The 26,276-nt window shown below is 66.3% G+C and carries 36 protein-coding genes and 1 pseudogene; 35 read left to right on the forward strand and 2 right to left on the reverse strand.

Annotated elements, in window-relative coordinates; all coding sequences use genetic code 11:
- Window positions 1-98: 98 nt before the first annotated feature.
- Both tuf and ACWD5F_RS42845 read left to right on the forward strand, forming a co-directional pair.
- A complete protein-coding gene (gene tuf, locus ACWD5F_RS42840) occupies window positions 99-1,292 on the forward strand; it encodes an elongation factor Tu (protein WP_123998321.1) in 1,194 nt (397 codons plus the stop codon).
- A gap of 310 nt (window positions 1,293-1,602) precedes the next feature.
- Complete coding sequence (locus ACWD5F_RS42845; protein WP_451261586.1) at window positions 1,603-2,853, forward strand: acyltransferase family protein; 1,251 nt, start codon at window positions 1,603-1,605, stop codon at window positions 2,851-2,853.
- A gap of 36 nt (window positions 2,854-2,889) precedes the next feature.
- Here ACWD5F_RS42845 and ACWD5F_RS42850 read toward each other — a convergent pair whose 3' ends face one another.
- Complete coding sequence (locus tag ACWD5F_RS42850; RefSeq protein WP_451261587.1) at window positions 2,890-4,278, reverse strand: S41 family peptidase; 1,389 nt, start codon at window positions 4,276-4,278, stop codon at window positions 2,890-2,892.
- A gap of 199 nt (window positions 4,279-4,477) precedes the next feature.
- Here ACWD5F_RS42850 and ACWD5F_RS42855 point away from each other — a divergent pair, with 199 nt between their 5' ends.
- Genes ACWD5F_RS42855 through ACWD5F_RS42870 form a run of 4 tightly spaced genes read left to right on the forward strand, consistent with a single transcriptional unit; the run spans window position 4,478 to window position 10,752 of the window.
- Window positions 4,478-9,091 carry a DUF6531 domain-containing protein gene (locus tag ACWD5F_RS42855; protein WP_451261588.1) on the forward strand — a complete coding sequence of 1,538 codons (4,614 nt, stop codon included), beginning with the start codon at window positions 4,478-4,480 and terminating at the stop codon, window positions 9,089-9,091.
- Between the two features lie 17 nt (window positions 9,092-9,108).
- Window positions 9,109-9,618 carry a hypothetical protein gene (locus tag ACWD5F_RS42860; protein WP_451261589.1) on the forward strand — a complete coding sequence of 170 codons (510 nt, stop codon included), beginning with the start codon at window positions 9,109-9,111 and terminating at the stop codon, window positions 9,616-9,618.
- Window positions 9,619-9,626: 8 nt separating this feature from the next.
- The gene (locus tag ACWD5F_RS42865; protein ID WP_451261590.1) at window positions 9,627-10,010 is read left to right on the forward strand and encodes a hypothetical protein; all 384 of its coding nucleotides are present in this window, start codon (window positions 9,627-9,629) and stop codon (window positions 10,008-10,010) included.
- 4 nt (window positions 10,011-10,014) lie between these two features.
- Window positions 10,015-10,752, forward strand: coding sequence for a hypothetical protein (locus tag ACWD5F_RS42870; RefSeq protein WP_451261591.1), 738 nt, complete (start codon window positions 10,015-10,017; stop codon window positions 10,750-10,752).
- 50 nt (window positions 10,753-10,802) lie between these two features.
- On the opposite strand, the gene ACWD5F_RS42875 is transcribed toward ACWD5F_RS42870, so the two are convergent.
- A complete protein-coding gene (locus ACWD5F_RS42875; RefSeq protein WP_451261592.1) occupies window positions 10,803-10,967 on the reverse strand; it encodes a hypothetical protein in 165 nt (54 codons plus the stop codon).
- 429 nt (window positions 10,968-11,396) lie between these two features.
- Between ACWD5F_RS42875 and rpsJ the strand changes: the two genes are divergently transcribed.
- From rpsJ to ACWD5F_RS43020, 29 genes and pseudogenes are all read left to right on the forward strand, one after another.
- Window positions 11,397-11,705: a 30S ribosomal protein S10 gene (rpsJ, locus tag ACWD5F_RS42880; RefSeq protein ID WP_003948644.1), complete on the forward strand. Its 309-nt coding sequence runs from the start codon at window positions 11,397-11,399 to the stop codon at window positions 11,703-11,705.
- 17 nt (window positions 11,706-11,722) lie between these two features.
- Window positions 11,723-12,367, forward strand: coding sequence for a 50S ribosomal protein L3 (gene rplC, locus ACWD5F_RS42885; RefSeq protein ID WP_123998314.1), 645 nt, complete (start codon window positions 11,723-11,725; stop codon window positions 12,365-12,367).
- 7 nt (window positions 12,368-12,374) lie between these two features.
- Complete coding sequence (rplD, locus tag ACWD5F_RS42890) at window positions 12,375-13,031, forward strand: 50S ribosomal protein L4 (protein WP_401714023.1); 657 nt, start codon at window positions 12,375-12,377, stop codon at window positions 13,029-13,031.
- Window positions 13,031-13,450, forward strand: a complete 420-nt coding sequence (gene rplW / locus ACWD5F_RS42895; protein WP_401714021.1) for a 50S ribosomal protein L23 — start codon at window positions 13,031-13,033, stop codon at window positions 13,448-13,450. Before rplD ends, rplW begins: the two co-directional genes overlap by 1 nt.
- Window positions 13,451-13,488: 38 nt before the next feature.
- Window positions 13,489-14,325, forward strand: a complete 837-nt coding sequence (gene rplB, locus ACWD5F_RS42900) for a 50S ribosomal protein L2 (RefSeq protein WP_123998311.1) — start codon at window positions 13,489-13,491, stop codon at window positions 14,323-14,325.
- 12 nt (window positions 14,326-14,337) lie between these two features.
- On the forward strand, window positions 14,338-14,619 hold the full coding sequence (gene rpsS / locus ACWD5F_RS42905; protein ID WP_030930516.1) for a 30S ribosomal protein S19: 282 nt from the start codon (window positions 14,338-14,340) through the stop codon (window positions 14,617-14,619).
- Window positions 14,620-14,659: 40 nt separating this feature from the next.
- Window positions 14,660-15,007, forward strand: coding sequence for a 50S ribosomal protein L22 (rplV, locus tag ACWD5F_RS42910; protein ID WP_003974262.1), 348 nt, complete (start codon window positions 14,660-14,662; stop codon window positions 15,005-15,007).
- Entirely contained in the window at window positions 15,007-15,840 is an 834-nt protein-coding gene (gene rpsC, locus ACWD5F_RS42915; RefSeq protein ID WP_401714019.1) for a 30S ribosomal protein S3, read from the forward strand. Before rplV ends, rpsC begins: the two co-directional genes overlap by 1 nt.
- A gap of 5 nt (window positions 15,841-15,845) precedes the next feature.
- Entirely contained in the window at window positions 15,846-16,265 is a 420-nt protein-coding gene (rplP, locus tag ACWD5F_RS42920; RefSeq protein WP_030788270.1) for a 50S ribosomal protein L16, read from the forward strand.
- On the forward strand, window positions 16,265-16,489 hold the full coding sequence (gene rpmC, locus ACWD5F_RS42925; RefSeq protein ID WP_003998824.1) for a 50S ribosomal protein L29: 225 nt from the start codon (window positions 16,265-16,267) through the stop codon (window positions 16,487-16,489). Before rplP ends, rpmC begins: the two co-directional genes overlap by 1 nt.
- On the forward strand, window positions 16,489-16,773 hold the full coding sequence (gene rpsQ / locus ACWD5F_RS42930) for a 30S ribosomal protein S17 (protein WP_280878456.1): 285 nt from the start codon (window positions 16,489-16,491) through the stop codon (window positions 16,771-16,773). Before rpmC ends, rpsQ begins: the two co-directional genes overlap by 1 nt.
- Before the next feature lie 101 nt (window positions 16,774-16,874).
- Window positions 16,875-17,243, forward strand: coding sequence for a 50S ribosomal protein L14 (gene rplN, locus ACWD5F_RS42935; protein ID WP_003998823.1), 369 nt, complete (start codon window positions 16,875-16,877; stop codon window positions 17,241-17,243).
- Between the two features lie 2 nt (window positions 17,244-17,245).
- On the forward strand, window positions 17,246-17,569 hold the full coding sequence (gene rplX, locus ACWD5F_RS42940) for a 50S ribosomal protein L24 (RefSeq protein WP_052839850.1): 324 nt from the start codon (window positions 17,246-17,248) through the stop codon (window positions 17,567-17,569).
- Entirely contained in the window at window positions 17,569-18,126 is a 558-nt protein-coding gene (gene rplE, locus ACWD5F_RS42945; protein WP_053753925.1) for a 50S ribosomal protein L5, read from the forward strand. The genes rplX and rplE overlap by 1 nt, the downstream gene beginning before the upstream one ends.
- A gap of 5 nt (window positions 18,127-18,131) precedes the next feature.
- Complete coding sequence (locus ACWD5F_RS42950) at window positions 18,132-18,317, forward strand: type Z 30S ribosomal protein S14 (RefSeq protein ID WP_003948630.1); 186 nt, start codon at window positions 18,132-18,134, stop codon at window positions 18,315-18,317.
- A 208-nt stretch (window positions 18,318-18,525) separates the two neighbouring features.
- Window positions 18,526-18,924 carry a 30S ribosomal protein S8 gene (rpsH, locus tag ACWD5F_RS42955; protein WP_007384075.1) on the forward strand — a complete coding sequence of 133 codons (399 nt, stop codon included), beginning with the start codon at window positions 18,526-18,528 and terminating at the stop codon, window positions 18,922-18,924.
- Window positions 18,925-18,945: 21 nt separating this feature from the next.
- A complete protein-coding gene (gene rplF / locus ACWD5F_RS42960) occupies window positions 18,946-19,485 on the forward strand; it encodes a 50S ribosomal protein L6 (RefSeq protein WP_451261593.1) in 540 nt (179 codons plus the stop codon).
- A gap of 3 nt (window positions 19,486-19,488) precedes the next feature.
- Entirely contained in the window at window positions 19,489-19,872 is a 384-nt protein-coding gene (rplR, locus tag ACWD5F_RS42965) for a 50S ribosomal protein L18 (protein WP_123998306.1), read from the forward strand.
- A 38-nt stretch (window positions 19,873-19,910) separates the two neighbouring features.
- On the forward strand, window positions 19,911-20,519 hold the full coding sequence (rpsE, locus tag ACWD5F_RS42970) for a 30S ribosomal protein S5 (protein WP_007384078.1): 609 nt from the start codon (window positions 19,911-19,913) through the stop codon (window positions 20,517-20,519).
- Complete coding sequence (gene rpmD / locus ACWD5F_RS42975; protein WP_280878454.1) at window positions 20,519-20,701, forward strand: 50S ribosomal protein L30; 183 nt, start codon at window positions 20,519-20,521, stop codon at window positions 20,699-20,701. Before rpsE ends, rpmD begins: the two co-directional genes overlap by 1 nt.
- A 2-nt stretch (window positions 20,702-20,703) precedes the next feature.
- Entirely contained in the window at window positions 20,704-21,159 is a 456-nt protein-coding gene (gene rplO, locus ACWD5F_RS42980; protein ID WP_123998304.1) for a 50S ribosomal protein L15, read from the forward strand.
- Window positions 21,160-21,346: 187 nt separating this feature from the next.
- On the forward strand, window positions 21,347-22,660 hold the full coding sequence (gene secY, locus ACWD5F_RS42985) for a preprotein translocase subunit SecY (RefSeq protein ID WP_401714012.1): 1,314 nt from the start codon (window positions 21,347-21,349) through the stop codon (window positions 22,658-22,660).
- Window positions 22,660-23,322, forward strand: coding sequence for an adenylate kinase (locus ACWD5F_RS42990; RefSeq protein ID WP_123998302.1), 663 nt, complete (start codon window positions 22,660-22,662; stop codon window positions 23,320-23,322). The genes secY and ACWD5F_RS42990 overlap by 1 nt, the downstream gene beginning before the upstream one ends.
- 121 nt (window positions 23,323-23,443) lie before the next feature.
- Entirely contained in the window at window positions 23,444-24,280 is an 837-nt protein-coding gene (gene map, locus ACWD5F_RS42995; RefSeq protein WP_123998301.1) for a type I methionyl aminopeptidase, read from the forward strand.
- Window positions 24,281-24,528: 248 nt separating this feature from the next.
- Window positions 24,529-24,750, forward strand: coding sequence for a translation initiation factor IF-1 (gene infA / locus ACWD5F_RS43000; RefSeq protein ID WP_003948620.1), 222 nt, complete (start codon window positions 24,529-24,531; stop codon window positions 24,748-24,750).
- Between the two features lie 29 nt (window positions 24,751-24,779).
- Window positions 24,780-24,893 carry a 50S ribosomal protein L36 gene (rpmJ, locus tag ACWD5F_RS43005; RefSeq protein WP_003998809.1) on the forward strand — a complete coding sequence of 38 codons (114 nt, stop codon included), beginning with the start codon at window positions 24,780-24,782 and terminating at the stop codon, window positions 24,891-24,893.
- A gap of 214 nt (window positions 24,894-25,107) precedes the next feature.
- Window positions 25,108-25,488 carry a 30S ribosomal protein S13 gene (rpsM, locus tag ACWD5F_RS43010; protein WP_280878449.1) on the forward strand — a complete coding sequence of 127 codons (381 nt, stop codon included), beginning with the start codon at window positions 25,108-25,110 and terminating at the stop codon, window positions 25,486-25,488.
- A gap of 69 nt (window positions 25,489-25,557) precedes the next feature.
- The gene (rpsK, locus tag ACWD5F_RS43015) at window positions 25,558-25,962 is read left to right on the forward strand and encodes a 30S ribosomal protein S11 (protein ID WP_003956432.1); all 405 of its coding nucleotides are present in this window, start codon (window positions 25,558-25,560) and stop codon (window positions 25,960-25,962) included.
- A 114-nt stretch (window positions 25,963-26,076) separates the two neighbouring features.
- Window positions 26,077-26,276: pseudogene (locus ACWD5F_RS43020) on the forward strand (DNA-directed RNA polymerase subunit alpha); the annotation flags it as partial.

Consider the following 26,276-nt stretch of genomic DNA (forward strand, 5'->3'; position numbering starts at 1 on the left):
CTCACCCGGGAGGGCAGACCCCGGCGGGCGGCACCCCAGCAAAGATCACCTGGCGCCGATGAGTAAGGCGTACCAGAACCACTCCACAGGAGGACCCAGTGGCGAAGGCGAAGTTCGAGCGGACTAAGCCGCACGTCAACATCGGCACCATCGGTCACATCGACCACGGTAAGACGACCCTCACGGCCGCCATTACCAAGGTGCTGCACGACGCGTTTCCGGACCTGAACGAGGCCTCGGCCTTCGACCAGATCGACAAGGCTCCTGAGGAGCGCCAGCGCGGTATCACGATCTCGATCGCGCACGTCGAGTACCAGACGGAGACCCGTCACTACGCCCACGTCGACTGCCCCGGTCACGCGGACTACATCAAGAACATGATCACCGGTGCGGCCCAGATGGACGGCGCCATCCTCGTGGTCGCCGCCACCGACGGCCCGATGCCGCAGACCAAGGAGCACGTGCTCCTGGCCCGCCAGGTCGGCGTTCCGTACATCGTCGTCGCCCTGAACAAGGCCGACATGGTGGACGACGAGGAGATCCTGGAGCTCGTCGAGCTCGAGGTTCGTGAGCTGCTCTCCGAGTACGAGTTCCCGGGCGACGACCTGCCGGTCGTCAAGGTCTCGGCGCTCAAGGCCCTTGAGGGCGACAAGGAGTGGGGCCAGTCCGTCCTCGACCTGATGAAGGCCGTCGACGAGAACATCCCGCAGCCCGAGCGTGACGTCGACAAGCCGTTCCTCATGCCCATCGAGGACGTCTTCACGATCACCGGTCGCGGTACGGTCGTCACCGGCCGTATCGAGCGTGGTGTCCTGAAGGTCAACGAGACCGTCGACATCATCGGCATCAAGACCGAGAAGACCACCACCACGGTCACCGGCATCGAGATGTTCCGCAAGCTGCTCGACGAGGGCCAGGCCGGTGAGAACGTCGGTCTCCTCCTCCGTGGCATCAAGCGCGAGGACGTCGAGCGCGGCCAGGTCATCATCAAGCCCGGCTCGGTCACCCCGCACACGGAGTTCGAGGCCCAGGCGTACATCCTGTCCAAGGACGAGGGTGGCCGTCACACGCCGTTCTTCAACAACTACCGTCCCCAGTTCTACTTCCGTACGACGGACGTGACCGGTGTCGTGACCCTCCCCGAGGGCACCGAGATGGTCATGCCGGGTGACAACACCGAGATGAAGGTGGAGCTCATCCAGCCCGTCGCCATGGAAGAGGGCCTGAAGTTCGCCATCCGTGAGGGTGGCCGGACGGTCGGCGCCGGCCAGGTCACCAAGATCAACAAGTAGTTCTGTTGGTCTGACCCGGTAGCTCCAACGCGAGTTCCAGAAAAGGTCCGTACGACTTCGGTCGTACGGACCTTTTCGTTTCCCGGGCCCATTCGTTGCCAGGCCCTTCTGCTGTCGGGCCACGGCGATGATTCCTGGGTGAAGTCTTGGAGAACCTTGTGAGGCACCTTTTCGAGGACTGAGCCAATTCCGGGCGGCCGGTGCACCGAATGTTCTTGTCTGTTCGCTGTGGGGTGGTTGTGACGGCCTAGCGTGGAGGGCTCGTAGGGCCGGCGGGGCCAGGACGCACACAGGGGATGGCTGGAGTCTGATGCGTGAGGCGCACAGCGGATCGTTGATCGTCACCGGCGGCACCAAGGGCGGTATCAGGGGCGGGGTCCCGCAGCAGCGACAGCTGCTGGAGGACGTACCGACGCAGCAGCTGCGGACGGTACGGCCGGGACAGCGCAGGACCGCACCGAGCGCGCCGAGCACCCCGAGCGCCCCCGTCCGGCGCGAACGCCCGCGCCTGTACGCCATCGACGGCATCCGCCTGGTCGCCGCGCTGATGGTGGCGGTGCACCACTACGCCGGCACGTACCGCGTGAACCAGCCGCACAACGCCATCTGGGACCGGCCGGTGTCCGACATCATGCCGACGGTGTTCCATGCCGCGACCTACGGCTGGATCGGCGTCGAGATCTTCTTCGTCATCAGCGGCTTCGTGATCTGCATGTCCTGCTGGGGCCGCACCCCGAGGCAGTTCTTCACCTCCCGGGTGATGCGGCTCTACCCGGCCTACTGGTTCGCCATCGCCTTCACCACGGCCGTGCTGGTCGCCCTGCCGGGCGTCTGGGACCGGCAGCGGCCGCGCGACACCCTCCTCAACTTCACGATGCTGCAAGCGGGTTCGAAGGTCGGCAACGTCGACGGCGTCTACTGGACCCTCTGGTCGGAGCTCCGCTTCTACCTCCTCTTCCTCGTCGTCGTCGCCATGGGTCTGACGTACCGCAGGGTCGTGCTGTTCTGCTGTCTGTGGGGCGCGGCGGCGATGCTCGCGCCGGTCGCGAAGTTCCCGCTGCTGGAGCTGATCGCCAACCCCGAGGGCGCCTGGTACTTCATCGCCGGCCTCGCCCTCTACCTCATGTACCGCTTCGGCCAGGACCTGCTGCTGTGGGGCATCCTCGGGATGGCCTGGCTGATGGGCCAGCGGGAGCTGGGCCTGCGGATCGACGAGGTCGAGCATGTGTCGGGGTGGCGGGGGAGCGTGGCGATCTTCACCGTCTTCCTGCTGGTCATGGTCGCGATCGCCCTCGGCGCGACGGACCGCGTCCAGTGGAAGTGGCTGGTGACGGCCGGTGCGATGACGTATCCGCTGTACCTGATGCACTACGTGGCCGGAACGACGCTGATCCACCGGCTCAAGGACACGATGGACGCGCGGCTGCTGGTCGCGGTGGTCATCGCCGGCTTCATGGCGCTCAGTTGGCTCGTGCACCGGTTGGTGGAGCGGCCGGTGGCGGGGCTGATGAAGCGGGGGTTGGACACGTCGTTCGCACGGCTGCGGAACGCGGGGTCGTAGGGGCGGAGTGCCGCTCCGGGGCCGGTGGGTTCGTGTTCAGGACCGGCGCAGTACGTTCACCGCGGTGTCGAAGGCGGAGTCCCGGTTCTTCGCGAACTCCTCCTTCGTGAACACCGGTTCGGTCAGCTGGGGCGGGATGCCGGTGCCGTCGAAGGTGCGGCCGGTGCGGGTCAGGAACTCCTCATTGGGCAGCCAGGCGGCCATGCCGTTCGGAAGCACGCGGGTCATGACGTCGGAGAAGACGCCCTGGGTGGCCTGTCCTATACGGACGGTCCGGCCCGGCCGGTCGATGAGCGCCTGCGTGAAGGTCTCCCCGGCGCTCACGGTGGAACCGCCGGTGAGTACGGCGATCGGGCCCGTGTAGCGCGGTGCCTCGGCCGGCGTGACGCGGATCGGCTCGGGACGCGTGAACCGGGTCGGGTCGGCGGGGTCGTTGCGGGCGCGCTTGGCATAGGCGACGTAGGGCGTGTCCGTGAGGCGCTCGGCGATGTGGATGCCGAGGGAGTCGGCGCCGCCGCCGTTGACGCGGAGGTCGATGATCAGGCCGCGGAGGTGCCGGGTGCGGTCGGGGGTGAGTACGGCGGTCAGGGCGCGGTCGAGTTCGGCGAGATCGGCGGCGTAGGAGCCTTCGTCGGGGTCGTAGCCGGAGAAGGTGGCGATGCGGAGGTATCCCAGGGTGCCGGTTCCACCCTTGAGGTCGGCGTAGGTGATCAGGCCGCCGGCGAATTCCTGTACGGGTGAGGCGCCCTTGAGGTCCCTCGCGATGACGAACTTCCGTACCTTGTCGTTGAGTTCCGGGCCGGGAATCTCGGTGCCGGGGCGGCCTTCGCCGTAATGGCGGTCACCGTCCTGGACGACGACGTGGGCGTCGTGCAGGGGCTTCACCATGCGGCTGAAGAGGGCGAACAACTCGTCGCGGGTGGTGTCCGCGTGGACCTGCGGGCGGTAACGGTCCCGGACGGCCTGCCAGTCGATGCCCTTGGCGGCGAAGAAGGGGTAGTTCTCCTCGAACGACTGCCAGAAGACGTCGAAGGCGGCGCGGGGGTCGTCGGCGGGGAGCGGGTGGGCGCAGTCGGCGGGGAGAGCGGCGATGCGGTGGAGCTGCCGATGGCCCACCGAACTGTCCGCGGAGAGGGTGGCGTGGTCGTGGTCGGGCCCCGGCCGCACGGTCAGCACGGCACCGTCCGCGGTGTACGTCCCCGGTCCCGACCGCGCGGCGAAGTCGCCCTTGATACAGCTGACGGCGGTGGTCTGGTACTCCTGCAGGCCGTCTTCGGTGAGGGCGAGGACGGTGCCGTAGCCGTCTGTGCGCCAGAGGGTGGGGGTGCGGGGGCCCGGGCCTTCGGAGCCGGCGACGGCGGCCGGGGCCGCGACCGCGGCGAGAGTGAGGGCGATGGCCGGGACGAGGGCGAGGGTGGTGCGCACGGTGGGGTCCTCTCGATGGCGATGTCTCCACGGTGACGGCGAGATCATCGGGGGACCATCCGGCCCGCTGGTGCCTGGGGGGTGGGGAGAACCCCAGGCCCGGTGACCCGGATGCCCTTCACATCGAAACTCCGTGCCGGGTAAGTTCGCGTGTGCATACGGCTGTTGATGGTGTGGTGCGCGTGACGGGGGTTGCGGGATGGCGGGGTATCGGCCTTCGGACTGGCATGTGCTGGATCTGGACAGGGATCCGACGCCGGGGGATCCGGATCGTGTGCGGTCGTTGGCGAAGCAGTTGCACGACTTTGCGGATGACGTGTCGGATGCGTTGCGTCTGGTCAAGGGGATGGCTGAGGACGATGCGACGTTGCAGTGGGCGGGGAAGTCGGCTGAGGTGTTCCGGGATCAGTTCTCGGGTGTGCCGAAGAATCTGAAGAAGCTGAAGAAGTCGTACGAGTTGTGCGGGTCTGCTTTGGCGGATTTCTGGCCGAGGTTGGAGCGGGCGCAGGCGCTGGCGGACAAGGCGTTGGTGAAGGCGCGGGAGGCGCGCAGCAATCTGTCGTCGGCGCAGTCGCGGTTGTCCTCTGCTGATTCGTGGGTGACGCGGGCGTCGAAGGAGTCGGACAAGTACAAGGACGACCCCACCGGCAGCAAGTCCGATGCCGACAAGCCGGACGAGGCGAAGGTCCGCGCCGCTACACGTGATGTGCAGAACGCCAAGTCGGCGCATACGAAGGCCCAGTCGGACGTCTCCGACGCGCAGGATGCGCTGGCTGCGGCGAAGAAGATGGCGGCGGACGCGCGGCAGATGCGGGATGAGGCTGCGGGGGACGCGAAGCGGAAGATCGATGAGGCGTCGGATGCGGGTATTCAGAACCGGTCGTGGTGGGAGGACGTGGGGGACTGGTTCGAGGACAACTGGGACACCATCGTCACGGTGTGCAAGGTGGTTGTGGCGGTGCTCGGCATCGTCGCGATGATCATCGGTGGGCCGATTCTGGGTGCGATCGTGCTCATTGCCGCGCTCGTGGTGCTTGCGGACACGCTCTACAAATATTCCAAGGGACAGGCGTCTCTATGGGACGTCGGTTTTGCCGCGCTGGACTGCATACCCGGAATGAAGGGCCTGACGACTCTGGGTGGTCTCGCCAAGGGGCTCAAGGGTGGACTGGCCGCGGCGAAGGACCTCAAGACCATGGGGCTCGCGCTGCGCGGCCTGGGCAAGAACGCGCGCGGCATGCTCGCCGACGGTGCCAAGGGCGCGTACAACCGTCTCAAGAACGTGGTCCGTTCCAACGGCAGCGACCCTGTCGACATGGCCACCGGTGCCATGTACCTGCCGCAGCTCGACGTGGAACTGCCCGGGATTCTGCCGCTCGCCTTCACCCGTCGGGTCGCCTCGGACTACCGCTGCGGCTGGTGGTTCGGCCCCACCTGGGCCTCGACGATCGACCAGCGCCTCGAAGTCGATGAGGAGGGGATCGTCTTCGTCACCGAGGACGGTCTGCTGCTCGCCTATCCCCACCCTGACGGGTCACAGACACAGGTGCTGCCCGTGACGGGCCCCCGGTTGCCGCTGACACGGCTGGACGACGGCGGGTTCCGCGTCACCGATCCGCTCACGGGCCAGGCCCGCCACTTCTCCCGCCCCGCCGCCGACGGCGTCGCCCTTATCACCCGTATCACCGACCGCAATCAGCACACGATCACCTTCGACCACGACGAGGAGGGCACCCCGCTGGCCATCCGGCACTCCGGCGGCTACCACCTCGTCCTCACCACCGACAGCGGCCGTGTCACCGCCCTCGCCCTGGCCGGCGCCGCCCCGGGCGGCTCGGACGTCGTCGTCAAGCGGTACGGCTACACCGACGGCAATCTCACCGAGACGATCAACTCCTCCGGTCTGCCACTCCGGTTCACCTACGATCAGCGGCTCCGCGTCACCTCCTGGACGGACACGAACAAAAGCCGCTACGGCTATACCTACGACGACCGGGACAGGTGTGTCGCGGAGGGCGGCGAGGCCGGCCACATCACCATCACACTGGACTACGAAGGCAGCGATCCCGCGTGGCCCGGCTGCCGCGTCACCACTCTCACCACCGCGGACGGCGCCACCACCCGCTTCGTCGTCAACGACAACAGCCAGGTGGTCGCCGAGACCGACCCGCTCGGTGGCACTGTGCGGACCGCCTACGACGAGCACCATCACGTCGTGGCACAGACGGACGAACTCGGGCACGCCACGACGCTCGTCCGGGACGAAGGAGGGCGTCCTACGGAGGTGAGGCGCCCGGACGGTGGTGTCCTCCGCTTCGAATACGGTGGCGAGGGCATGCTCACAGCCATCGGTCGACCGGACGGCAGCGCCTGGCGCCGCGAGTACGACGAACGGGGCAACTGCACGGCACTGACGGATCCCGCGGGGATCGTCACCAGGTTCACTCATGACGCGGCCGGATGCGTCACGGCGGTTGTCGACGGGTTGGGCAACACCAGGACGGTTCGCTGTGACTCGGCCGGGCTGCCGGTGTCCGCCACCGACCCGCTCGGGGCCACCACGACATGGGAACGGGACGCCTTCGGCCGGATCGTCACCTACACGGATCCCCTGGGGGAGACGACCCGCCTGGCCTGGACCGTCGAAGGCCTACTGGCCAGGCGTGTCACGGCGGACGGAGTGATCGAGTCCTGGTCCTACGACGCGGAGGGCAACTGCCTCAGCCACACCACCCCGACCGGTGCCGTCACCCGCTTCGAGTACACCCACTTCGACCTGCCCTCGGCACGGACGGGTCCGGACGGAGCGCGCTACGAACTCGTCCATGACGACAGTCTGCGTCTCGTCCAGGTCGTCAATCCCCAGGGGCTGTCGTGGACCTATCGGCATGATGCGGCGGGACGGCTTGTCTCGGAGACGGACTTCGACGGGCGGACACTCGCGTACACCCACGACCCGGCCGGGCGCCTCACCTCGCGCACCGACATGCTCGGGCACACCGTCCACTTCTCCTACGACGCCGTCGGCAACCTCGTCGAGAAGCGCAGCGGCGAACAGGTCACCTCGTTCGCCTACGACCTGAACCGCCAACTGATCACGGCCGCGTCCCCAGGAGCACACCTCGGTCTGCTGCGTGACATCAACGGGCGGGTCACGAGAGAGACGGTCGACGACCGCGACCTGACGTACGAGTACGACCAGTTGGGACGAGTTTCCCGCCGCACCACGCCGTCCGGGGCGGTCAGCGCTTGGTCCTACGACGGGGTCGGCAATCCCTCGCAGTTGGAGGCATCGGGCCGGACCATGCGTTTCCAGCACGACTGGTCCGGGTTGGAGACCGGTCGCCGGACGGGTGAGGACACCGTCCTCGGGCAGGTGTACGACGGCCTCGGCCGGCTCACCGTCCAAGAGGTGACCCATGGCGGCGACCAACGGATCCGGCGCGCCCGTACCTACGCCGAGGACGGCAACCTGCTCGGCATCGACGATTCCCGAGCGGGCAGCCGTCGATTCGACCTGGATGTGACAGGCCGGGTGACGGCGGTCCACTCCGCCGGCTGGTCGGAGCGGTACGCCTATGACGAGGCGGGCAATCTGACGGACGCGTCATGGCCCGTCGAACATTCCGGTGAACAAGCCACAGGACCCCGTGACTACAGCGGAACGAGGGTTGTCCGCGCCGGAGACACCCGGTACGAGTACGACATCCTGGGCCGGGTCGTGCTGCGCCAGAAGAAGCGCCTTTCCCGCAAGCCCGAGACATGGCGCTACACGTGGGACGAGGACAGCCGCCTGACGTCGGTGAGGACACCGGACGGAACCGCCTGGCGCTATGCGTACGATCCGCTCGGCCGACGCACCGCCAAACAACGTATGGACGCGGACGGCGTGACCGTCCTGGAGCAGATCGACTTCGTCTGGGACGGAGTCATCCTGTGCGAACAGCTGACGAGGACGCTGTCCACGCCTCACGCGGTGGCGACCACGTGGGACCACGACGGATTCCGTCCGATCGCGCAGACAGAGCGAATCGTCACACCGGGAACGCCTCAGGGGGACATCGACTCCCGGTTCTTCTCGATCGTCACCGACCTGGTCGGCACACCGACGGAACTCGTCGACGACGACGGAAACGTGGCCTGGCGTACCCGCAGCACGCTGTGGGGCATCACAGCCTGGAACGTGGATGCCACCGCGTACACACCCCTTCGTTTCCCCGGCCATTACCACGACCCCGAGACAGGTCTGCACTACAACTACTTCCGGCATTACGACCCCGAGACAGCCCGCTATCTCACCCCCGACCCGCTGGGGCTCGCCCCCGCGCCGAACCCGGTCACGTACGTCTCCAACCCCCACACCGGAGTCGATCTTCTGGGCCTGAGCCCCTACTACAGCGAGATCGCCACCAACGGCCGACGAGGGCCCGCCTATGCCGAGGTGACACCCCAAACGCTGGATGACGCGGCCAACGGCCTCATCGGAAGTCCGCCCGGGCGTGGCTCCCGCTACGCTCCGCCCGGTTTCCAGGGTGGTCCGGCCGGTCACTCACGGGGGCACCTGATCGGGCAGCAGTTCGGTGGTGACGGACGCGACATGCGGAACATCGTCACTCAAGGCACAGCCCAGAACAACGGGGCCGTTTCCACAGCGGAGGACCTCATCGCCGATCATGTCCGATCGACCGGGAACACGGTCATCATGAGCGTCACCCCCGAATACGCCAACGGAGGCAACGTGCCCAGTCATGTTCTGCTTGAGGCTGTCGATGACTTCGGCTGGTCGTTCAGCAGAAGGATTCCCAACCTGTAATGAGGGAGTTTTCAGTCGTGGGAGACAGCAACTCTCCGGAGGATCTGCGTCGCCTCACCGTCCTGTGCCCCCCGCCTCGCAAGGCGGGTGCTCTCCCGGCCGATCACCGGGAGCTGATCGATACCTACGGCACAGGCTGTTTCGACGAGTTTCTGTGGGTTTTTGCGGACGGCGCGGCGAACGCCAATCTCGATGTGCGCAACCAGACCGAGAAGCTGCGGAGCATCTTCCAGGGCAAGTCGCTGGGTCCGCTGAGGAGTGTTCTCGAGGAACACCGTGCCGGTCCCGAGGATCTGATCCAGTGGGGTGTGACCGACAACGCCGACGTGTTGGCGTGGATCGCGGTGGGGGAGCCCGACACCTGGCCGACGGTGATCGTCCAGGCCGGGCAGCTCGGTGCCGTCGTCTCGCCCGAGGGCTCGACCACCACGCTGCTCCGTCTTCTCACGGGGTCGTTGCGCGTGCCGTTCTTCCCGGAGGACTTCCCCAGCGGGCATCCGGAGTTCTCCGTGGACCCGTACGCGTGAGCGCGGACATGGCTGAGCCCCGACTGCGCCTTTCGAACGCGGACGGCGACACCTGGGACGACCCCTCCGAGGAGCAGATCGACCGCCACTACTCCAGGCTCAACCTGCGCCACCGGTTCCTCGTTCTGGACCGGCTCGATGTGCCGGCCGAGGAGGCCGGTGAGCACTACCTGCAACTCGCCCTCAACGACGACTTCAGCATGGTGATCGAGTGCCGGGAGGGGGGTGCCGACGCCCACTATCGCGCCGAGGTGACCACACCCTCGGACCGGGGAGGCGACGAGATCGCGCGTCCTGTGCTTCTCGGCTGGGCGGCGGGTCGCTCGGGATGGCGTGGCGGGCTGGAGTGGGTGCGGTGGGATACAGAGGGAGAGCGTCCCTGGGGTGCATAGGTTCATGGATCTTCAGTCCACCATCGCCGGATTCCGCGACGCGACCCCACTGTCAGGCCTGCCCCATGCCTGGCAGTGGAGTCTCAATCCCGTGTTGCGCCACGCGGGCGTGCTGACCGCGGACGGGACGCGGCTGCTCCAGATGAACACGCGGGGGAAGTACAGCGAGGAGCTGACCCGTGCGGTGCTGTCCTTCGCGCACGAGCATGAAGGGGAACTGCTCCAGGAAGGTCGGTTCCTCGGGTTCGCCGGGGGCTTCTGTGCGTCACGGCGTGACTTCGACACCGTCGCGGTCGCCGATCCCGAGGTGGCCCAACTGCACAAGGTGCAGAATCCTGCCCTCACGCCGGTGACCTACGCGGTCTTCCCTGCCTACTCCTGCGAATTCTCGGGCGCCGAGACCCTTGAAGAAGCCGAGCACCGGTATCTCAAGATGCTTTCCACCGCCGACATCAACAGGGAGCCGGTTCCCTTCCTGAAGATGCGGTTCGACAACCCTCGGACCGGGGGAGGCAGCACCAACCCGGGACGTGCCCTCGCGCAGGAGAAGATCCTGCTCCAGGAGATCCCGAAGCTGGAGAACGCGCCCGGCGGCTTCATCGAGTTCGAGAACCGGCACGGGAAGGTCTGGCGCGTCGAGTGGGACAACGGCTTGGTCCTGCGGGAGGCGAGCGCCGCCGATGTTCGTCCTGTCGAGCTTGCCGAGCTGCTTGCCTTCGCGAGCGCGCGACTTCGGGACTGAACGCGGTCAGTGCATCAGCCGCGGTCCCAGCACCGGCAGCAGTCTGTCCCTCAGCAGCCGTCGACCCGCCAGGCGGGCGAGGTGAGGCGTACGGCCAGGTGCTCTCCGTCGTCCGTCCACAGGGTGGGGGAGACTTCGTGGCCGGCTGCCGACCAGAGGGGTCTGCGGGTGTCGAGCTCTGTCGCGGCCTGGGCCAGGGTTATGCGCTGCGTCACGCCGGGATTCCGGCGGACGTGCAGGCCGGGACGCCACGCGGGTGGTACCTGTGTTTGACCTGCGTCACTCCCGGGGTATTCTCTCCGGCCCGATTGGCCAGGGCCCTGCGCCATATGGCAGACTGTCGGAGTTGCTCGGTCGAGTGTTGATGCTGCGCGCCTCCCGCCGGGAGGACCGGAAGCGAGTCCCACAGTACTCGTCGCCCTAACTGCCGTAAGGCAGCGCTGGGGCGGACGTACGGGAATCTTTCGGGAAGTGCGGTGCAGCGCCGGCCAGGCGCCCGGTGAACCTCTTTCTCAGGCAAGGGATGTTCGGACAAGGGACATCTGTGTCGGTGAGAGTGCGACACACCCGACCGCGTGGGTCGGAGGAAGTCAATGGAGCACCGGGTTCCAGAGCTGTAAAAGAGACAGGACTACTGAGTAGCCATGGCGGGACAGAAGATCCGCATCCGGCTCAAGGCCTACGACCACGAGGTCATCGACTCCTCGGCGAAGAAGATCGTCGAGACGGTGACCCGCACTGGTGCGTCGGTCGCGGGCCCGGTGCCGCTGCCCACTGAGAAGAACGTGTACTGCGTCATCAAGTCGCCGCACAAGTACAAGGACTCTCGCGAGCACTTCGAGATGCGCACGCACAAGCGCCTCATCGACATCCTCGACCCCACCCCCAAGACCGTTGACTCTCTGATGCGACTCGACCTCCCGGCCGGTGTCGACATCGAGATCAAGCTCTAGGGGTCGGTGAGCTGAAGATGGCAAAGCAGATCAAGGGCATCCTGGGCGAGAAGCTCGGCATGACGCAGGTGTGGGACGAGAACAACCGTGTTGTTCCCGTCACCGTCGTCAAGGCCGGCCCCAACGTCGTGACCCAGGTCCGTACGAACGACAGTGACGGCTACGAGTCGGTCCAGATCGCCTTCGGCGAGATCGACCCGCGCAAGGTGAACAAGCCCCTCAAGGGCCACTTCGCCAAGGCCGATGTCACCCCGCGTCGCCACCTCGTCGAGATCCGCACCGCGGCCGCCTCCGAGTACACGCTCGGCCAGGAGATCACCGCTGAGGTGTTCGAGGCCGGCGTGAAGGTCGACGTGACCGGCAAGAGCAAGGGCAAGGGCTTCGCCGGTGTCATGAAGCGTCACAACTTCAAGGGCCTCGGCGCCGGACACGGCACCCAGCGCAAGCACCGCTCTCCCGGCTCCATCGGTGGCTGTGCCACCCCGGGCCGTGTGTTCAAGGGCCTCCGCATGGCGGGTCGTATGGGCAACGAGCGGGTCACCACCCAGAACCTGACCGTCCACGCCGTTGACGCGGAGAAGGGCCTGCTCCTCATCAAGGGCGCGGTTCCTGGTCCGAACGGCGGCCTCGTCCTGGTCCGCACTGCGGCCAAGGGGGCCTGAGGTACCGATGAGCACTGTTGACATCCTTTCGCCTGCAGGCGAGAAGACCGGCTCCGTCGAGCTCCCCGCGGAGATCTTCGGCGTGGAGAAGATCAGCATCCCGCTGATCCACCAGGTCGTCGTCGCGCAGAACGCCGCTGCCCGCCAGGGCACGCACAAGACCAAGCGTCGCGGCGAAGTCCGTGGTGGCGGCAAGAAGCCGTACCGCCAGAAGGGCACCGGCCGCGCCCGTCAGGGCTCGACCCGTGCGCCGCAGTTCGCCGGCGGTGGCGTCGTCCACGGCCCGCAGCCGCGTGACTACTCGCAGCGGACCCCGAAGAAGATGAAGGCCGCGGCCCTGCGCCACGCCCTCACCGACCGGGCCCGCCATGACCGCATCCACGTCGTCTCCGGCGTGATCGAGGGCGACAACCCGTCCACGAAGGCCGCTCGGACGCTGTTCGGCAAGATCTCGGAGCGCAAGAACCTGCTCCTGGTCGTCGAGCGCGCCGACGAGGCCGCGTGGCTGTCCGCCCGCAACCTGCCCCAGGTGCACATCCTGGAGCCGGGCCAGCTGAACACGTACGACGTGATCGTCTCCGACGACGTGGTCTTCACCCAGGCCGCTTTCGAGTCCTTCGTGTCCGGCCCGCAGGCCACCGACACCGAAGGGAGCGAAGCCTGATGGCTACGCGTCACCCGAGCATTGCCCCCAAGGCGGCCAAGGCCGCCAAGGCCGCGCGCGTCGCCAAGGCGAAGCGCCACGCGACCGAGGGCAAGAACACCGTCGTCACGCCGCTCAGCAAGTCGTACACGGACCCCCGTGACGTGCTGCTGAAGCCGGTCGTGTCGGAGAAGAGCTACGCGCTCCTGGACGAGAACAAGTACACGTTCATCGTCGACCCGAACGCCAACAAGACCCAGATCAAGCAGGCCGTCCAGGCGGTCTTCTCGGTCAAGGTCACCGGGGTCAACACGATCAACCGCATCGGCAAGCGCAAGCGCACCAAGACCGGCTTCGGTCAGCGCGCGGGCAGCAAGCGAGCGATCGTGACCCTCGCTGAGGGCGACCGTATCGACATCTTCGGCGGTCCGTCCGCGTAAGCGGGTCGGATCGTCCGATATCGGACGAGGACTGAAAAATGGGAATCCGCAAGTACAAGCCGACTACGCCGGGCCGTCGTGGCTCCAGCGTCGCCGACTTCGTCGAGGTCACGCGGTCCACGCCGGAGAAGTCGCTGGTCCGCCCGCTGCACAGCAAGGGCGGCCGTAACAACGCCGGTCGTGTGACCGTTCGCCACCAGGGTGGCGGACACAAGCGCGCCTACCGTGTCATCGACTTCCGTCGCCATGACAAGGACGGCGTGCCGGCGAAGGTCGCGCACATCGAGTACGACCCCAACCGCACCGCGCGCATCGCGCTGCTGCACTACGCGGACGGCGAGAAGCGCTACATCCTCGCCCCGCGCAACCTGCAGCAGGGCGACCGCGTCGAGAACGGTCCCGGGGCCGACATCAAGCCGGGCAACAACCTGGCGCTGCGCAACATCCCGGTCGGTACGACGATCCACTCCGTGGAGCTTCGTCCGGGCGGTGGCGCCAAGTTCGCCCGTTCCGCCGGTGCCTCCGTGCAGCTGCTCGCGAAGGAGGGCTCGATGGCCCACCTCCGCATGCCGTCCGGTGAGATCCGTCTGGTCGACCAGCGCTGCCGCGCCACGGTCGGCGAGGTCGGCAACGCCGAGCAGAGCAACATCAACTGGGGCAAGGCCGGCCGCAAGCGCTGGCTGGGCGTCCGCCCGACCGTTCGCGGTGTGGCGATGAACCCGGTTGACCACCCCCACGGTGGTGGTGAGGGCAAGACCTCCGGTGGTCGCCACCCGGTCAGCCCCTGGGGTCAGAAGGAGGGTCGTACTCGTTCGCCGAAGAAGGCTTCGAACAAGTACATCGTCCGCCGCCGCAAGACGAACAAGAAGCGCTAGGAGCGGGTTTAGATGCCGCGCAGTCTCAAGAAGGGGCCCTTCGTCGACGAGCACCTCGCCAAGAAGGTGGATGCTCAGAACGAAGCCGGTTCCAAGAACGTCATCAAGACCTGGTCCCGCCGCTCGATGATCGTCCCGGCGATGCTGGGCCACACGATCGCGGTGCACAACGGCAAGACCCACATCCCGGTGTTTGTCACCGAGTCGATGGTCGGCCACAAGCTCGGCGAGTTCTCGCCGACGCGCACCTTCCGGGGTCACGTCAAGGACGACCGGAAGTCGAAGCGCCGCTAGCGCGGGGTGACCGACCATGACAAACACTGAAGGGACAACCATGGAAGCCAGGGCCCAGGCGCGGTACATCCGCGTCACGCCCATGAAGGCCCGCCGCGTGGTGGACCTCATCCGTGGCATGGATGCCACGGAGGCTCAGGCGGTCCTGCGTTTCGCCCCGCAGGCCGCGAGCGTGCCGGTCGGCAAGGTGCTGGACAGCGCCATTGCCAACGCCGCGCACAACTACGACCACACCGACGCCGACAGCCTCTTCATCTCCGAGGCCTACGTCGACGAGGGTCCGACCCTGAAGCGGTTCCGTCCGCGCGCCCAGGGTCGTGCCTACCGGATCCGCAAGCGGACCAGCCACATCACCGTGGTCGTCAGCAGCAAGGAAGGAACCCGGTAATGGGCCAGAAGGTTAACCCGCACGGGTTCCGGCTCGGCATCACCACGGACTTCAAGTCCCGGTGGTACGCCGACAAGCTGTACAAGGACTACGTCAAGGAAGACGTCGCCATCCGTCGGATGATGACGTCCGGCATGGAGCGCGCCGGCATCTCGAAGGTGGAGATCGAGCGCACCCGTGACCGTGTGCGTGTGGACATCCACACCGCGCGTCCGGGCATCGTCATCGGCCGCCGTGGCGCCGAGGCCGACCGCATCCGCGGTGACCTCGAGAAGCTCACGGGCAAGCAGGTCCAGCTGAACATCCTCGAGGTCAAGAACCCCGAGACGGATGCCCAGCTGGTCGCGCAGGCCGTCGCCGAGCAGCTCTCCTCCCGCGTCTCCTTCCGCCGCGCCATGCGTAAGAGCATGCAGTCGGCGATGAAGGCCGGCGCCAAGGGCATCAAGATCCAGTGCGGCGGTCGCCTCGGCGGCGCCGAGATGTCCCGCTCGGAGTTCTACCGCGAGGGCCGCGTGCCCCTGCACACGCTCCGCGCGAACGTGGACTACGGCTTCTTCGAGGCCAAGACGACCTTCGGCCGCATCGGCGTGAAGGTCTGGATCTACAAGGGCGATGTCAAGAACATCGCCGAGGTCCGCGCTGAGAACGCTGCCGCCCGTGCGGGTAACCGCCCGGCTCGCGGTGGCGGCGGCTCCGACCGTCCGGCCCGTGGTGGCCGTGGCGGTGGCGAGCGGCGCGGTCGCAAGCCGCAGCAGGCTGCCGGCGCCGAGGCCCCCAAGGCCGAGGCTCCCGCTGCCGCCGCTCCGGCTGAGAGCACCGGAACGGAGGCCTGACCGACATGCTGATCCCCCGTAGGGTCAAGCACCGCAAGCAGCACCACCCCAAGCGCCGCGGCGAGGCCAAGGGCGGTACGACGGTTGCGTTCGGCGAGTACGGCATCCAGGCCCTCACTCCGGCGTACGTGACCAACCGCCAGATCGAGGCGGCCCGTATCGCGATGACCCGCCACATCAAGCGTGGCGGCAAGGTCTGGATCAACATCTACCCGGACCGCCCGCTCACGAAGAAGCCTGCCGAGACCCGCATGGGTTCCGGTAAGGGTTCTCCCGAGTGGTGGATCGCGAACGTGCACCCGGGCCGGGTCATGTTCGAGCTGTCCTACCCCAACGAGAAGATCGCCCGTGAGGCCCTGACTCGCGCAGCCCACAAGCTGCCGATGAAGTGCCGGATCGTCAAGCGCGAGGCAGGTGAAGCGTGATGTCGGCCGGTACCAAGGCGTCCGAGCTGCGCGAACTGGGTGACGAGGAGCTTCTGGCGAAGCTCCGCGAAGCCAAGGAAGAGCTGTTCAACCTCCGCTTCCAGGCGGCGACGGGTCAGCTCGAGAACCACGGTCGGCTCAAGGCCGTCCGCAAGGACATCGCGCGGATCTACACCCTGATGCGTGAGCGCGAGCTGGGCATCGAGACGGTGGAGAGCGCCTGATGAGTGAGAACAACGTGACCGAGACCGCTGAGGCCCGCGGCTTCCGCAAGACCCGTGAGGGTCTCGTCGTCAGCGACAAGATGGACAAGACCGTCGTCGTCGCCGTCGAGGACCGTGTGAAGCACGCGCTGTACGGCAAGGTCATCCGCCGTACGAACAAGCTCAAGGCCCACGACGAGCAGAACGCCGCAGGCGTCGGCGACCGTGTCCTCCTCGCGGAGACCCGGCCGCTGTCCTCGACGAAGCGCTGGCGCATCGTCGAGATCCTCGAAAAGGCCAAGTAAATCTCCTGCGGGCATCCCCGCAGGACAGTTCCGCCAGGCTCGGGGCGGGTGGGTAAGTTGCGCACCCGCCCCGGGAACCGGCAGACAAACAGGAGATAGACGTGATCCAGCAGGAGTCGCGACTGCGCGTCGCCGACAACACTGGTGCGAAGGAAATCCTTTGCATCCGTGTGCTCGGTGGCTCCGGTCGCCGCTACGCGGGCATCGGTGACGTCATCGTCGCCACCGTCAAGGACGCGATCCCCGGTGGCAACGTGAAGAAGGGTGACGTCGTCAAGGCGGTCATCGTTCGCACCGTCAAGGAGCGCCGCCGTCCGGACGGCTCGTACATCCGCTTCGACGAGAACGCCGCCGTCATTCTGAAGAACGACGGCGACCCTCGTGGTACCCGCATCTTCGGCCCGGTCGGGCGCGAGCTGCGCGAGAAGAAGTTCATGAAGATCATCTCGCTGGCTCCGGAGGTGCTGTAAGCATGAAGATCAAGAAGGGCGACCTGGTTCAGGTCATCACCGGCAAGGACAAGGGCAAGCAGGGCAAGGTCATCGCGGCCTTCCCCCGCGAGGACCGCGTCCTGGTCGAGGGTGTCAACCGGGTCAAGAAGCACACCAAGGCCGGCCCGACCGCTCGCGGTTCGCAGGCCGGCGGCATCGTCACGACCGAGGCGCCCGTCCACGTCTCCAACGTCCAGCTGGTCGTTGAGAAGGACGGCAACAAGGTCGTCACGCGTGTCGGTTACCGCTTCGACGACGAGGGCAACAAGATCCGCGTTGCCAAGCGGACGGGTGAGGACATCTGATGGCTACCACCACGACTCCGCGTCTCAAGACGAAGTACCGCGAGGAGATCGCGGGCAAGCTGCGTGACGAGTTCAAGTACGAGAACGTCATGCAGATCCCCGGCCTCGTCAAGATCGTGGTCAACATGGGTGTCGGCGACGCCGCCCGTGACTCCAAGCTCATGGACGGTGCCGTCCGTGACCTGACCACCATCACCGGTCAGAAGCCGGCCATCACCAAGGCCCGCAAGTCCATCGCACAGTTCAAGCTGCGCGAGGGTCAGCCGATCGGTGCCCACGTCACTCTTCGTGGCGACCGCATGTGGGAGTTCCTGGACCGCACCCTGTCGCTCGCGCTGCCGCGCATCCGCGACTTCCGTGGTCTGTCTCCCAAGCAGTTCGACGGCCGTGGCAACTACACCTTCGGTCTCACCGAGCAGGTCATGTTCCACGAGATCGACCAGGACAAGATCGACCGCGTCCGGGGTATGGACATCACCGTGGTCACCACGGCGACCAACGACGCCGAAGGCCGTGCCCTTCTCCGTCACCTCGGCTTCCCCTTCAAGGAGGCGTAAGCGAGATGGCGAAGAAGGCTCTGATTGCCAAGGCTGCTCGTAAGCCCAAGTTCGGAGTACGTGGCTACACGCGCTGCCAGCGCTGCGGCCGTCCGCACTCCGTGTACCGCAAGTTCGGCCTGTGCCGCGTCTGCCTTCGTGAGATGGCTCACCGTGGCGAGCTGCCGGGCGTGACCAAGAGCTCCTGGTAATCCCTTCAGGGATTCCGGAGTCTCTCGGTAAGCAAAGGGTTTGGTCAGGAGCCCACCCCTCCATGGCTTAGGCTAGGAGGGTTGGGCGCTCTGACGCCCGTAAGACTTACTACGCCGTAGGTCCACCGTGCCGCACCCGCCCCGTCTCGGATCGGGGAGAGGGATGGCGCACCAGGAAACCCCGGCGAGAGAGGCCGAAGGCCACTTCATGACCATGACTGATCCGATCGCAGACATGCTTACGCGTCTGCGGAACGCGAACTCGGCGTACCACGACTCAGTGACGATGCCGGCGTCCAAGATCAAGTCTCACATCGCGGAGATCCTCCAGCAGGAGGGCTTCATCACGGGCTGGAAGGTCGAGGACGCCGAGGTCGGCAAGAACCTCGTTCTCGAGCTGAAGTTCGGCCCGAACCGTGAGCGCTCCATCGCGGGCATCAAGCGGATCTCCAAGCCCGGTCTCCGGGTGTACGCGAAGTCCACCAACCTGCCGAAGGTGCTGGGCGGCCTGGGCGTGGCGATCATCTCCACGTCGCACGGGCTCCTCACCGACAAGCAGGCCGGCAAGAAGGGCGTAGGCGGGGAAGTCCTCGCCTACGTCTGGTAGCGGAAGGGAACGGAAGAAGCTATGTCGCGTATTGGCAAGCTCCCCATCACGGTTCCCGCCGGCGTGGACGTCACCATCGACGGCCGCACGGTGTCGGTCAAGGGCCCCAAGGGCACCCTGTCCCACACCGTCGCCTCGCCGATCGACATCGCCAAGGGTGAGGACGGCGTGCTCAACGTCACCCGCCCCAACGACGAGCGTCAGAACAAGGCCCTGCACGGCCTGTCCCGCACGCTGGTGGCGAACATGATCACCGGCGTGACCCAGGGTTACGTGAAGAAGCTCGAGATCAGCGGTGTCGGTTACCGCGTTGCGGCCAAGGGCTCGAACCTCGAGTTCGCGCTCGGCTACAGCCACTCGATCACCGTCGAGGCGCCCGAGGGCATCTCGTTCAAGGTCGAGAACCCGACGCACTTCTCGGTCGAGGGCATCGACAAGCAGAAGGTCGGCGAGGTTGCGGCCAACATCCGCAAGCTGCGCAAGCCCGACCCGTACAAGGCCAAGGGTGTCAAGTACGAGGGCGAAGTCATCCGCCGCAAGGTCGGAAAGGCGGGTAAGTAAGCCATGGCATACGGACAGAAGATCCTTAAGGGCGACGCCTACAAGCGCGCCGCGATCAAGCGCCGTCACATCCGGATCCGTAAGCACATCAACGGAACGGCGGAGCGTCCGCGTCTGGTCGTTACCCGCTCCAACCGCCACATCGTGGCCCAGGTGATCGACGACATCAAGGGTCACACCCTGGCGTCGGCGTCCACACTGGACACCACGGTCCGTGGCGGCGAGGGTGACAAGTCCGCGCAGGCCAAGCAGGTCGGCGCCCTGGTCGCCGAGCGTGCCAAGGCCGCCGGTGTCGAGGCTGTCGTCTTCGACCGTGGCGGTAACCAGTACGCCGGGCGCATCGCCGCTCTGGCGGACGCCGCCCGCGAGGCCGGGCTCAAGTTCTGAGCCGCCGTAGCTAGCGGATATAGAGAGAGGTAATTCCAATGGCTGGACCCCAGCGCCGCGGTGGCGGTGCCGGTGGCGGCGAGCGGCGGGACCGGAAGGGCCGTGACGGTGGCGCAGCTGCCGCCGAGAAGACCGCGTACGTTGAGCGCGTCGTCGCGATCAACCGCGTCGCCAAGGTTGTCAAGGGTGGTCGTCGCTTCAGCTTCACTGCGCTCGTCGTAGTGGGCGATGGCGATGGCACCGTCGGTGTCGGTTACGGCAAGGCCAAGGAGGTGCCGGCCGCGATCGCCAAGGGTGTTGAAGAGGCCAAGAAGCACTTCTTCAAGGTCCCCCGTATCCAGGGCACCATCCCGCACCCGATCACGGGCGAGAAGGCCGCGGGCGTCGTCCTGCTCAAGCCTGCCTCCCCCGGTACCGGCGTCATCGCCGGTGGCCCGGTGCGTGCCGTGCTCGAGTGCGCCGGTGTGCACGACATCCTGTCGAAGTCGCTCGGCTCGTCGAACGCGATCAACATCGTGCACGCGACCGTGGCGGCCCTCAAGGGTCTGCAGCGTCCCGAGGAGATCGCGGCTCGCCGTGGTCTGCCCCTCGAGGACGTCGCGCCCGCGGCTCTGCTGCGTGCGCGTGCCGGGGCTGGTGCTGCGTAATGGCACAGCTCCGGATCACGCAGACGAAGTCGTACATCGGCAGCAAGCAGAACCACCGTGACACCCTGCGCTCCCTTGGTCTCAAGGGCATCAACTCGCAGGTCGTCAAGGAGGACCGCCCCGAGTTCCGCGGCATGGTTCGCCATGTCCGCCACCTCGTGACGGTCGAGGAGGTCGACTGATCATGGCGGAGAACAACCCGCTCAAGATCCACAACCTCCGTCCCGCCCCGGGCGCCAAGACCGCCAAGACCCGTGTGGGTCGTGGTGAGGCGTCGAAGGGTAAGACGGCCGGTCGTGGCACCAAGGGTACGAAGGCCCGTTACCAGGTTCCGGAGCGCTTCGAGGGTGGCCAGATGCCCCTCCACATGCGTCTTCCGAAGCTGAAGGGCTTCAAGAACCCGTTCAAGACCGAGTACCAGGTCGTGAACCTCGACAAGCTCTCCGCCCTCTACCCCGAGGGTGGCGAGGTGACCGTCGAGGGTCTCGTGGCCAAGGGCGCTGTTCGCAAGAACAGCCTCGTCAAGGTCCTCGGCCAGGGTGAGATCTCCGTGGCGTTGCAGGTGACGGTGGATGCCGTCTCCGGTTCCGCCAAGGAGAAGATCACCGCGGCCGGCGGTACCGTCACCGAGCTCGTCTGAACACCACAGGCGTCTCGATGACTTGAACGATCCCGACCGGGGATACCTCACAACGGGGTATCCCCGGTTGGTCGTTCCTAGGGAAGCGGTGTCGCCGGTAAGGTGGCCTGCGCTGTTCTTTTTCCTATTCGTCGAACCTCAAGACCGTCACCCTTGACGCAGTTGCGCGGGGGTCGCAGGAGGCACCGTGCTCACCGCGTTCGCCCGGGCGTTCAGGACGCCCGACCTGCGCAAGAAACTGCTCTTCACGCTCGGCATCATCGTGGTCTACCGGGTCGGTACCCACATTCCGATTCCCGGCGTCAACTACACGGCCGTCCAGCAGTGTGTGGACGAGGCCTCCGGCAACCAGGGCCTGTTCGGTCTGGTCAACATGTTCAGCGGCGGCGCGCTGCTGCAGATCACGATCTTCGCGCTGGGCATCATGCCCTACATCACCGCGAGCATCATCCTGCAGCTGCTGACCGTGGTGATCCCGCGCCTCGAAGCCCTCAAGAAGGAGGGCTCGGCAGGCACCGCGAAGATCACGCAGTACACGCGTTACCTGACCGTGGCGCTGGCCATCCTGCAGGGCACCGGCCTGGTGGCCACCGCCCGCAGCGGCGCTCTCTTCTCCGGCTGCACCGTCGCGTCGAGCATCGTCCCCGACCAGGCCATCTTCACCACCATCACGATGGTGATCTGCATGACGGCCGGTACGGCCGTCGTCATGTGGCTGGGCGAGCTCATCACCGACCGCGGCATCGGCAACGGCATGTCGATCCTCATGTTCATCTCCATCGCGGCGACCTTCCCGTCGGCGCTGTGGGCCATCAAGAAGCAGGGCACGCTGGCGGGCGGCTGGATCGAGTTCGGCACCGTCATCGCCGTGGGTCTGGTCATGGTCGGCCTGGTCGTCTTCGTCGAGCAGGCCCAGCGCCGGATCCCGGTGCAGTACGCGAAGCGCATGATCGGCCGCCGTTCCTACGGCGGTACGTCGACCTACATCCCGTTGAAGGTCAACCAGGCCGGTGTCATCCCGGTCATCTTCGCGTCCTCGCTGCTCTACATCCCGGCGCTCATCGCGCAGTTCTCGGGAAGCACCTCCGGCTGGAAGACCTGGATCGAGCAGAACCTGACCAAGGGCGACCACCCGATCTACATCAGCATGTACTTCTTGCTGATCGTTTTCTTCGCCTTCTTCTACGTCGCGATCTCCTTCAACCCCGAAGAAGTCGCCGACAACATGAAGAAGTATGGTGGCTTCATCCCGGGCATCCGGGCTGGCCGACCGACCGCTGAGTACCTCTCGTACGTGCTCAACCGGATCACCTGGCCGGGTTCGCTGTATCTGGGTCTGATCGCTCTTGTGCCGACGATGGCGTTGGTGGGCTTCGGGGCAAGCCAGAACTTCCCGTTCGGTGGGACAAGCATCCTCATCATCGTGGGTGTCGGTCTCGAGACGGTGAAGCAAATCGAGAGCCAGCTCCAGCAGCGCAATTACGAAGGGTTCCTCCGCTGATGCGAATCGTCCTCGTCGGGCCGCCGGGCGCCGGGAAGGGCACGCAGGCCACTCGGCTCGCCGAGAAGCTGCGCGTCCCGCACATCTCCACGGGTGACCTGTTCCGCGCCAACATCAGCCAGCAGACGGAGCTCGGGAAACTCGCGAAGTCCTACATGGACGCCGGCAACCTCGTACCCGACGAGGTGACCATCGCGATGGCCAAGGACCGTATGGAGCAGGCCGACGCGGAGAACGGCTTCCTCCTGGACGGTTTCCCGCGCAATGTCTCGCAGGCCGAGGCGCTCGACGAACTCCTCACCACCGAGGGCATCAAGCTGGACGCGGTGCTGGATCTCGAAGCACCGGAGGAAGAGGTCGTGAAGCGGATCGCCGGTCGGCGCATCTGCCGCAACGACTCGGCGCACGTCTTCCACGTGTCGTACAAGAAGCCGGCCAAGGAAGGCGTCTGTGACGTCTGCGGCGGCGAGCTGTACCAGCGGGACGACGACTCCGAGGCGACGGTCCGCACACGTCTCGAGGTCTACCACACCCAGACCGAGCCGATCATCGACTACTACAAGGTCCAGGGCCTCGTGGTGACGATCGAGGCGATGGGTCCGGTGGACGAGGTCACGCAGCGGGCCCTGAAGGCCCTCAAGCGCGAGGACGACGACAAGTAGTCGCAGTCCGATCCGGCCGTGACGCCCTGCCCCAGACTCTGTCCGGGGCACCCAGGGCGTCGCGGCCGTAGTGTTGTGTACGTATCCGAATGACGTGAGTGACGGAGAGCGCAGGCCCCCCATGGTGCAGATCAAGAGCCCCGAGCAGATCGCCAAGATGCGTGAGGCGGGCCTGGTCGTCGCCGCGATCCACGCGGCCACACGCGAGGCGGCGGTGCCCGGGGCCACGACCAGGGATCTGGACCAGGTCGCGCGCAAGGTCCTCGCGGAGCACGACGCCAAGCCGAACTTCCTTGGCTACGGCGGCTTTCCGGCCACGATCTGCACGTCCGTGAACGAGGTCGTCGTGCACGGCATCCCGTCCGACGAGGTCGTCCTCAAGGACGGCGACATCATCTCCATCGACTGCGGCGCGATCATCGACGGCTGGCACGGCGACGCGGCGTACACGGCGTTCGTGGGCTCGGGGCACTCCCCGGAGCTGATCGAGCTGTCCCGGGTCACCGAGGAGTCGATGTGGGCCGGCATCGCCGCGATGAAGCTCGGCAACCGGCTGGTCGACGTCTCCCGTGCCATCGAGACGTACATCCGCCGGCAGCCGAAGCCGGGCGGCGGCAAGTACGGGATCGTCGAGGACTACGGCGGGCACGGCATCGGCACCGAGATGCACATGGACCCGCACCTGCTGAACTATGTCGAGAAGCGCCGCGGCAAGGGGCCCAAGCTGGTCCCCGGGTTCTGCCTGGCGATCGAGCCGATGGTGTCCCTCGGCACGCCCAAGACCGAGGTGCTCGCCGACGACTGGACGGTCATCACGACGGACGGGACGTGGTCTTCGCACTGGGAGCACTCGGTCGCGTTGACTGAGGAGGGGCCGCTTGTGTTGACGGCTCCTGATGGTGGTAAGGCGAAGCTGGCCGAGCATGGGATCACGGCTGCGCCGGATCCGCTCGCGTAGTTCGTCGTCCGCGGGCCCGGTGGGGCTGGTCGCGCAGTTCCCCGCGCCCCTTTGGGGCGCGTCCCTCAGGGCGCTATATAGGGGCCCGTGCTTAATGATCTCCGCTCTGGGGCATCCTTCCTCGATTCGTCTTTCCGAGTGGCCTGACGTAGACTGACTCGTCGGCTCTCGTGCAGCCGCATGTCCGCATGCACCCTCAAGAGGGAAGCACGTGAGTCGATCAAGGTAGTCGATTCGAAGGGCGAAGCGTGGCCAAGAAGCAAGGTGCCATCGAGATCGAGGGCACTGTCGTCGAGTCTCTTCCGAACGCCATGTTCAAGGTCGAGCTCCAGAACGGCCACCAGGTCCTGGCACACATCAGCGGCAAGATGCGTATGCACTACATCCGCATCCTCCCTGACGACCGGGTCGTGGTGGAGCTGTCTCCGTACGACCTGACGCGTGGCCGGATCGTCTACCGCTACAAGTAGATCCCTCTGACTCGGAGAGCCTCAGTCCCATGAAGGTCAAGCCGAGCGTCAAGAAGATCTGCGACAAGTGCAGGGTGATCCGCCGTCACGGTCGGGTCATGGTCATCTGCGAGAACCCGCGCCACAAGCAGCGCCAGGGCTGACGCACGACTGACCGTTCCCTCTGCATCGATATCGCAGAGATTCGCGCGACGCGAGCAAAGCAAGTTCATACGCAGGACCCAGGCGTAGTAGGCGCTTGACACCCCCGGCTCGGAGGCTGGGGACCTGTTCCGTACCAACTCTTCACTACAGAAGAGGCCGGCGGACGGGAACCGGTTCTGTGGAAGACCTCCGAAGATCACCAGGAGCCATTGAATGGCACGCGTTTCCGGTGTCGACATCCCGCGCGAAAAGCGCGTGGAGGTCGCCCTCACCTACGTGTTCGGCATTGGTCGGACCCTTTCCCAGCTGACGCTGGCCGAGACCGGCATCGACCCCAACACCCGCGTTCGCGACCTCTCGGAAGAGCAGCTCGTCGCGATTCGTGAGTACGTCGACGCCAACATCAAGACCGAGGGTGACCTCCGTCGCGAGGTCCAGGCCGACATCCGCCGCAAGGTCGAGATCGGTTGCTACCAGGGTCTGCGCCACCGTCGTGGCCTGCCCGTCCGCGGTCAGCGCACCAGCACGAACGCCCGTACCCGCAAGGGCCCGCGTCGCGCCATCGCCGGCAAGAAGAAGCCGGGCAAGAAGTAGTCCGCAGCGGACAACGCTTCATCAGCGGTCTTCGCTGTAGGACCGACCACCTCCCCGTAGGAGTTATAGATGCCCCCCAAGGGTCGTCAGGGCGCTGCCAAGAAGGTGCGCCGCAAGGAAAAGAAGAACGTCGCTCACGGCCACGCGCACATCAAGAGCACGTTCAACAACACCATCGTCTCGATCACGGACCCCTCGGGCAACGTGATCTCCTGGGCCTCCGCCGGCCACGTCGGCTTCAAGGGCTCGCGCAAGTCCACCCCCTTCGCCGCGCAGATGGCCGCCGAGTCGGCCGCCCGTCGCGCGCAGGAGCACGGCATGCGCAAGGTCGACGTCTTCGTGAAGGGCCCGGGTTCGGGTCGCGAGACGGCCATCCGTTCGCTTCAGGCGACCGGTCTTGAGGTCGGCTCCATCCAGGACGTCACCCCCACCCCGCACAACGGCTGCCGTCCGCCCAAGCGCCGCCGCGTCTGACGCACGGTTGTCTCAGGTTTCGGGCGGTACGGCACCTCGGTGCGGTGCCGCCCGTACCCTTGCAGTACTCAAGGACATCAAATAGTGGGTGTCCATGACTGAAGGATTCACTTCATGCTGATCGCTCAGCGTCCCTCGTTGACCGAAGAGGTCGTCGACGAGTTCCGCTCCCGGTTCGTGATCGAGCCGCTGGAGCCGGGCTTCGGCTACACCCTCGGCAACTCCCTGCGTCGTACGCTCCTCTCCTCGATCCCCGGTGCGGCTGTCACCAGCATCCGGATCGACGGTGTCCTGCACGAGTTCACCACCGTGCC

This window comes from Streptomyces sp. NPDC002499, from assembly GCF_053595415.1.

Coding starts and splice junctions, on each gene's coding strand:
- rpsH (WP_007384075.1), top strand. CDS start 18,526: ATGACCATGACTGATCCGATCGCAGACATGCTTACGCGTCTGCGGAAC.
- rplD (WP_401714023.1), top strand. CDS start 12,375: ATGAGCACTGTTGACATCCTTTCGCCTGCAGGCGAGAAGACCGGCTCC.
- rplR (WP_123998306.1), top strand. CDS start 19,489: ATGGCATACGGACAGAAGATCCTTAAGGGCGACGCCTACAAGCGCGCC.
- ACWD5F_RS42950 (WP_003948630.1), top strand. CDS start 18,132: ATGGCGAAGAAGGCTCTGATTGCCAAGGCTGCTCGTAAGCCCAAGTTC.
- map (WP_123998301.1), top strand. CDS start 23,444: ATGGTGCAGATCAAGAGCCCCGAGCAGATCGCCAAGATGCGTGAGGCG.
- rpsK (WP_003956432.1), top strand. CDS start 25,558: ATGCCCCCCAAGGGTCGTCAGGGCGCTGCCAAGAAGGTGCGCCGCAAG.
- rplW (WP_401714021.1), top strand. CDS start 13,031: ATGGCTACGCGTCACCCGAGCATTGCCCCCAAGGCGGCCAAGGCCGCC.
- rpmJ (WP_003998809.1), top strand. CDS start 24,780: ATGAAGGTCAAGCCGAGCGTCAAGAAGATCTGCGACAAGTGCAGGGTG.
- rplE (WP_053753925.1), top strand. CDS start 17,569: ATGGCTACCACCACGACTCCGCGTCTCAAGACGAAGTACCGCGAGGAG.
- rplB (WP_123998311.1), top strand. CDS start 13,489: ATGGGAATCCGCAAGTACAAGCCGACTACGCCGGGCCGTCGTGGCTCC.
- rpsS (WP_030930516.1), top strand. CDS start 14,338: ATGCCGCGCAGTCTCAAGAAGGGGCCCTTCGTCGACGAGCACCTCGCC.
- rplC (WP_123998314.1), top strand. CDS start 11,723: ATGGCAAAGCAGATCAAGGGCATCCTGGGCGAGAAGCTCGGCATGACG.
- ACWD5F_RS42865 (WP_451261590.1), top strand. CDS start 9,627: ATGGCTGAGCCCCGACTGCGCCTTTCGAACGCGGACGGCGACACCTGG.
- rpmD (WP_280878454.1), top strand. CDS start 20,519: ATGGCACAGCTCCGGATCACGCAGACGAAGTCGTACATCGGCAGCAAG.
- rplF (WP_451261593.1), top strand. CDS start 18,946: ATGTCGCGTATTGGCAAGCTCCCCATCACGGTTCCCGCCGGCGTGGAC.
- rplP (WP_030788270.1), top strand. CDS start 15,846: ATGCTGATCCCCCGTAGGGTCAAGCACCGCAAGCAGCACCACCCCAAG.
- ACWD5F_RS42855 (WP_451261588.1), top strand. CDS start 4,478: ATGGCGGGGTATCGGCCTTCGGACTGGCATGTGCTGGATCTGGACAGG.
- ACWD5F_RS42990 (WP_123998302.1), top strand. CDS start 22,660: ATGCGAATCGTCCTCGTCGGGCCGCCGGGCGCCGGGAAGGGCACGCAG.
- rpmC (WP_003998824.1), top strand. CDS start 16,265: ATGTCGGCCGGTACCAAGGCGTCCGAGCTGCGCGAACTGGGTGACGAG.
- rpsE (WP_007384078.1), top strand. CDS start 19,911: ATGGCTGGACCCCAGCGCCGCGGTGGCGGTGCCGGTGGCGGCGAGCGG.
- ACWD5F_RS42845 (WP_451261586.1), top strand. CDS start 1,603: ATGCGTGAGGCGCACAGCGGATCGTTGATCGTCACCGGCGGCACCAAG.
- rpsQ (WP_280878456.1), top strand. CDS start 16,489: ATGAGTGAGAACAACGTGACCGAGACCGCTGAGGCCCGCGGCTTCCGC.
- rpsM (WP_280878449.1), top strand. CDS start 25,108: ATGGCACGCGTTTCCGGTGTCGACATCCCGCGCGAAAAGCGCGTGGAG.
- rplV (WP_003974262.1), top strand. CDS start 14,660: ATGGAAGCCAGGGCCCAGGCGCGGTACATCCGCGTCACGCCCATGAAG.
- ACWD5F_RS42870 (WP_451261591.1), top strand. CDS start 10,015: ATGGATCTTCAGTCCACCATCGCCGGATTCCGCGACGCGACCCCACTG.
- rpsC (WP_401714019.1), top strand. CDS start 15,007: ATGGGCCAGAAGGTTAACCCGCACGGGTTCCGGCTCGGCATCACCACG.
- rplX (WP_052839850.1), top strand. CDS start 17,246: ATGAAGATCAAGAAGGGCGACCTGGTTCAGGTCATCACCGGCAAGGAC.
- rpsJ (WP_003948644.1), top strand. CDS start 11,397: ATGGCGGGACAGAAGATCCGCATCCGGCTCAAGGCCTACGACCACGAG.
- rplO (WP_123998304.1), top strand. CDS start 20,704: ATGGCGGAGAACAACCCGCTCAAGATCCACAACCTCCGTCCCGCCCCG.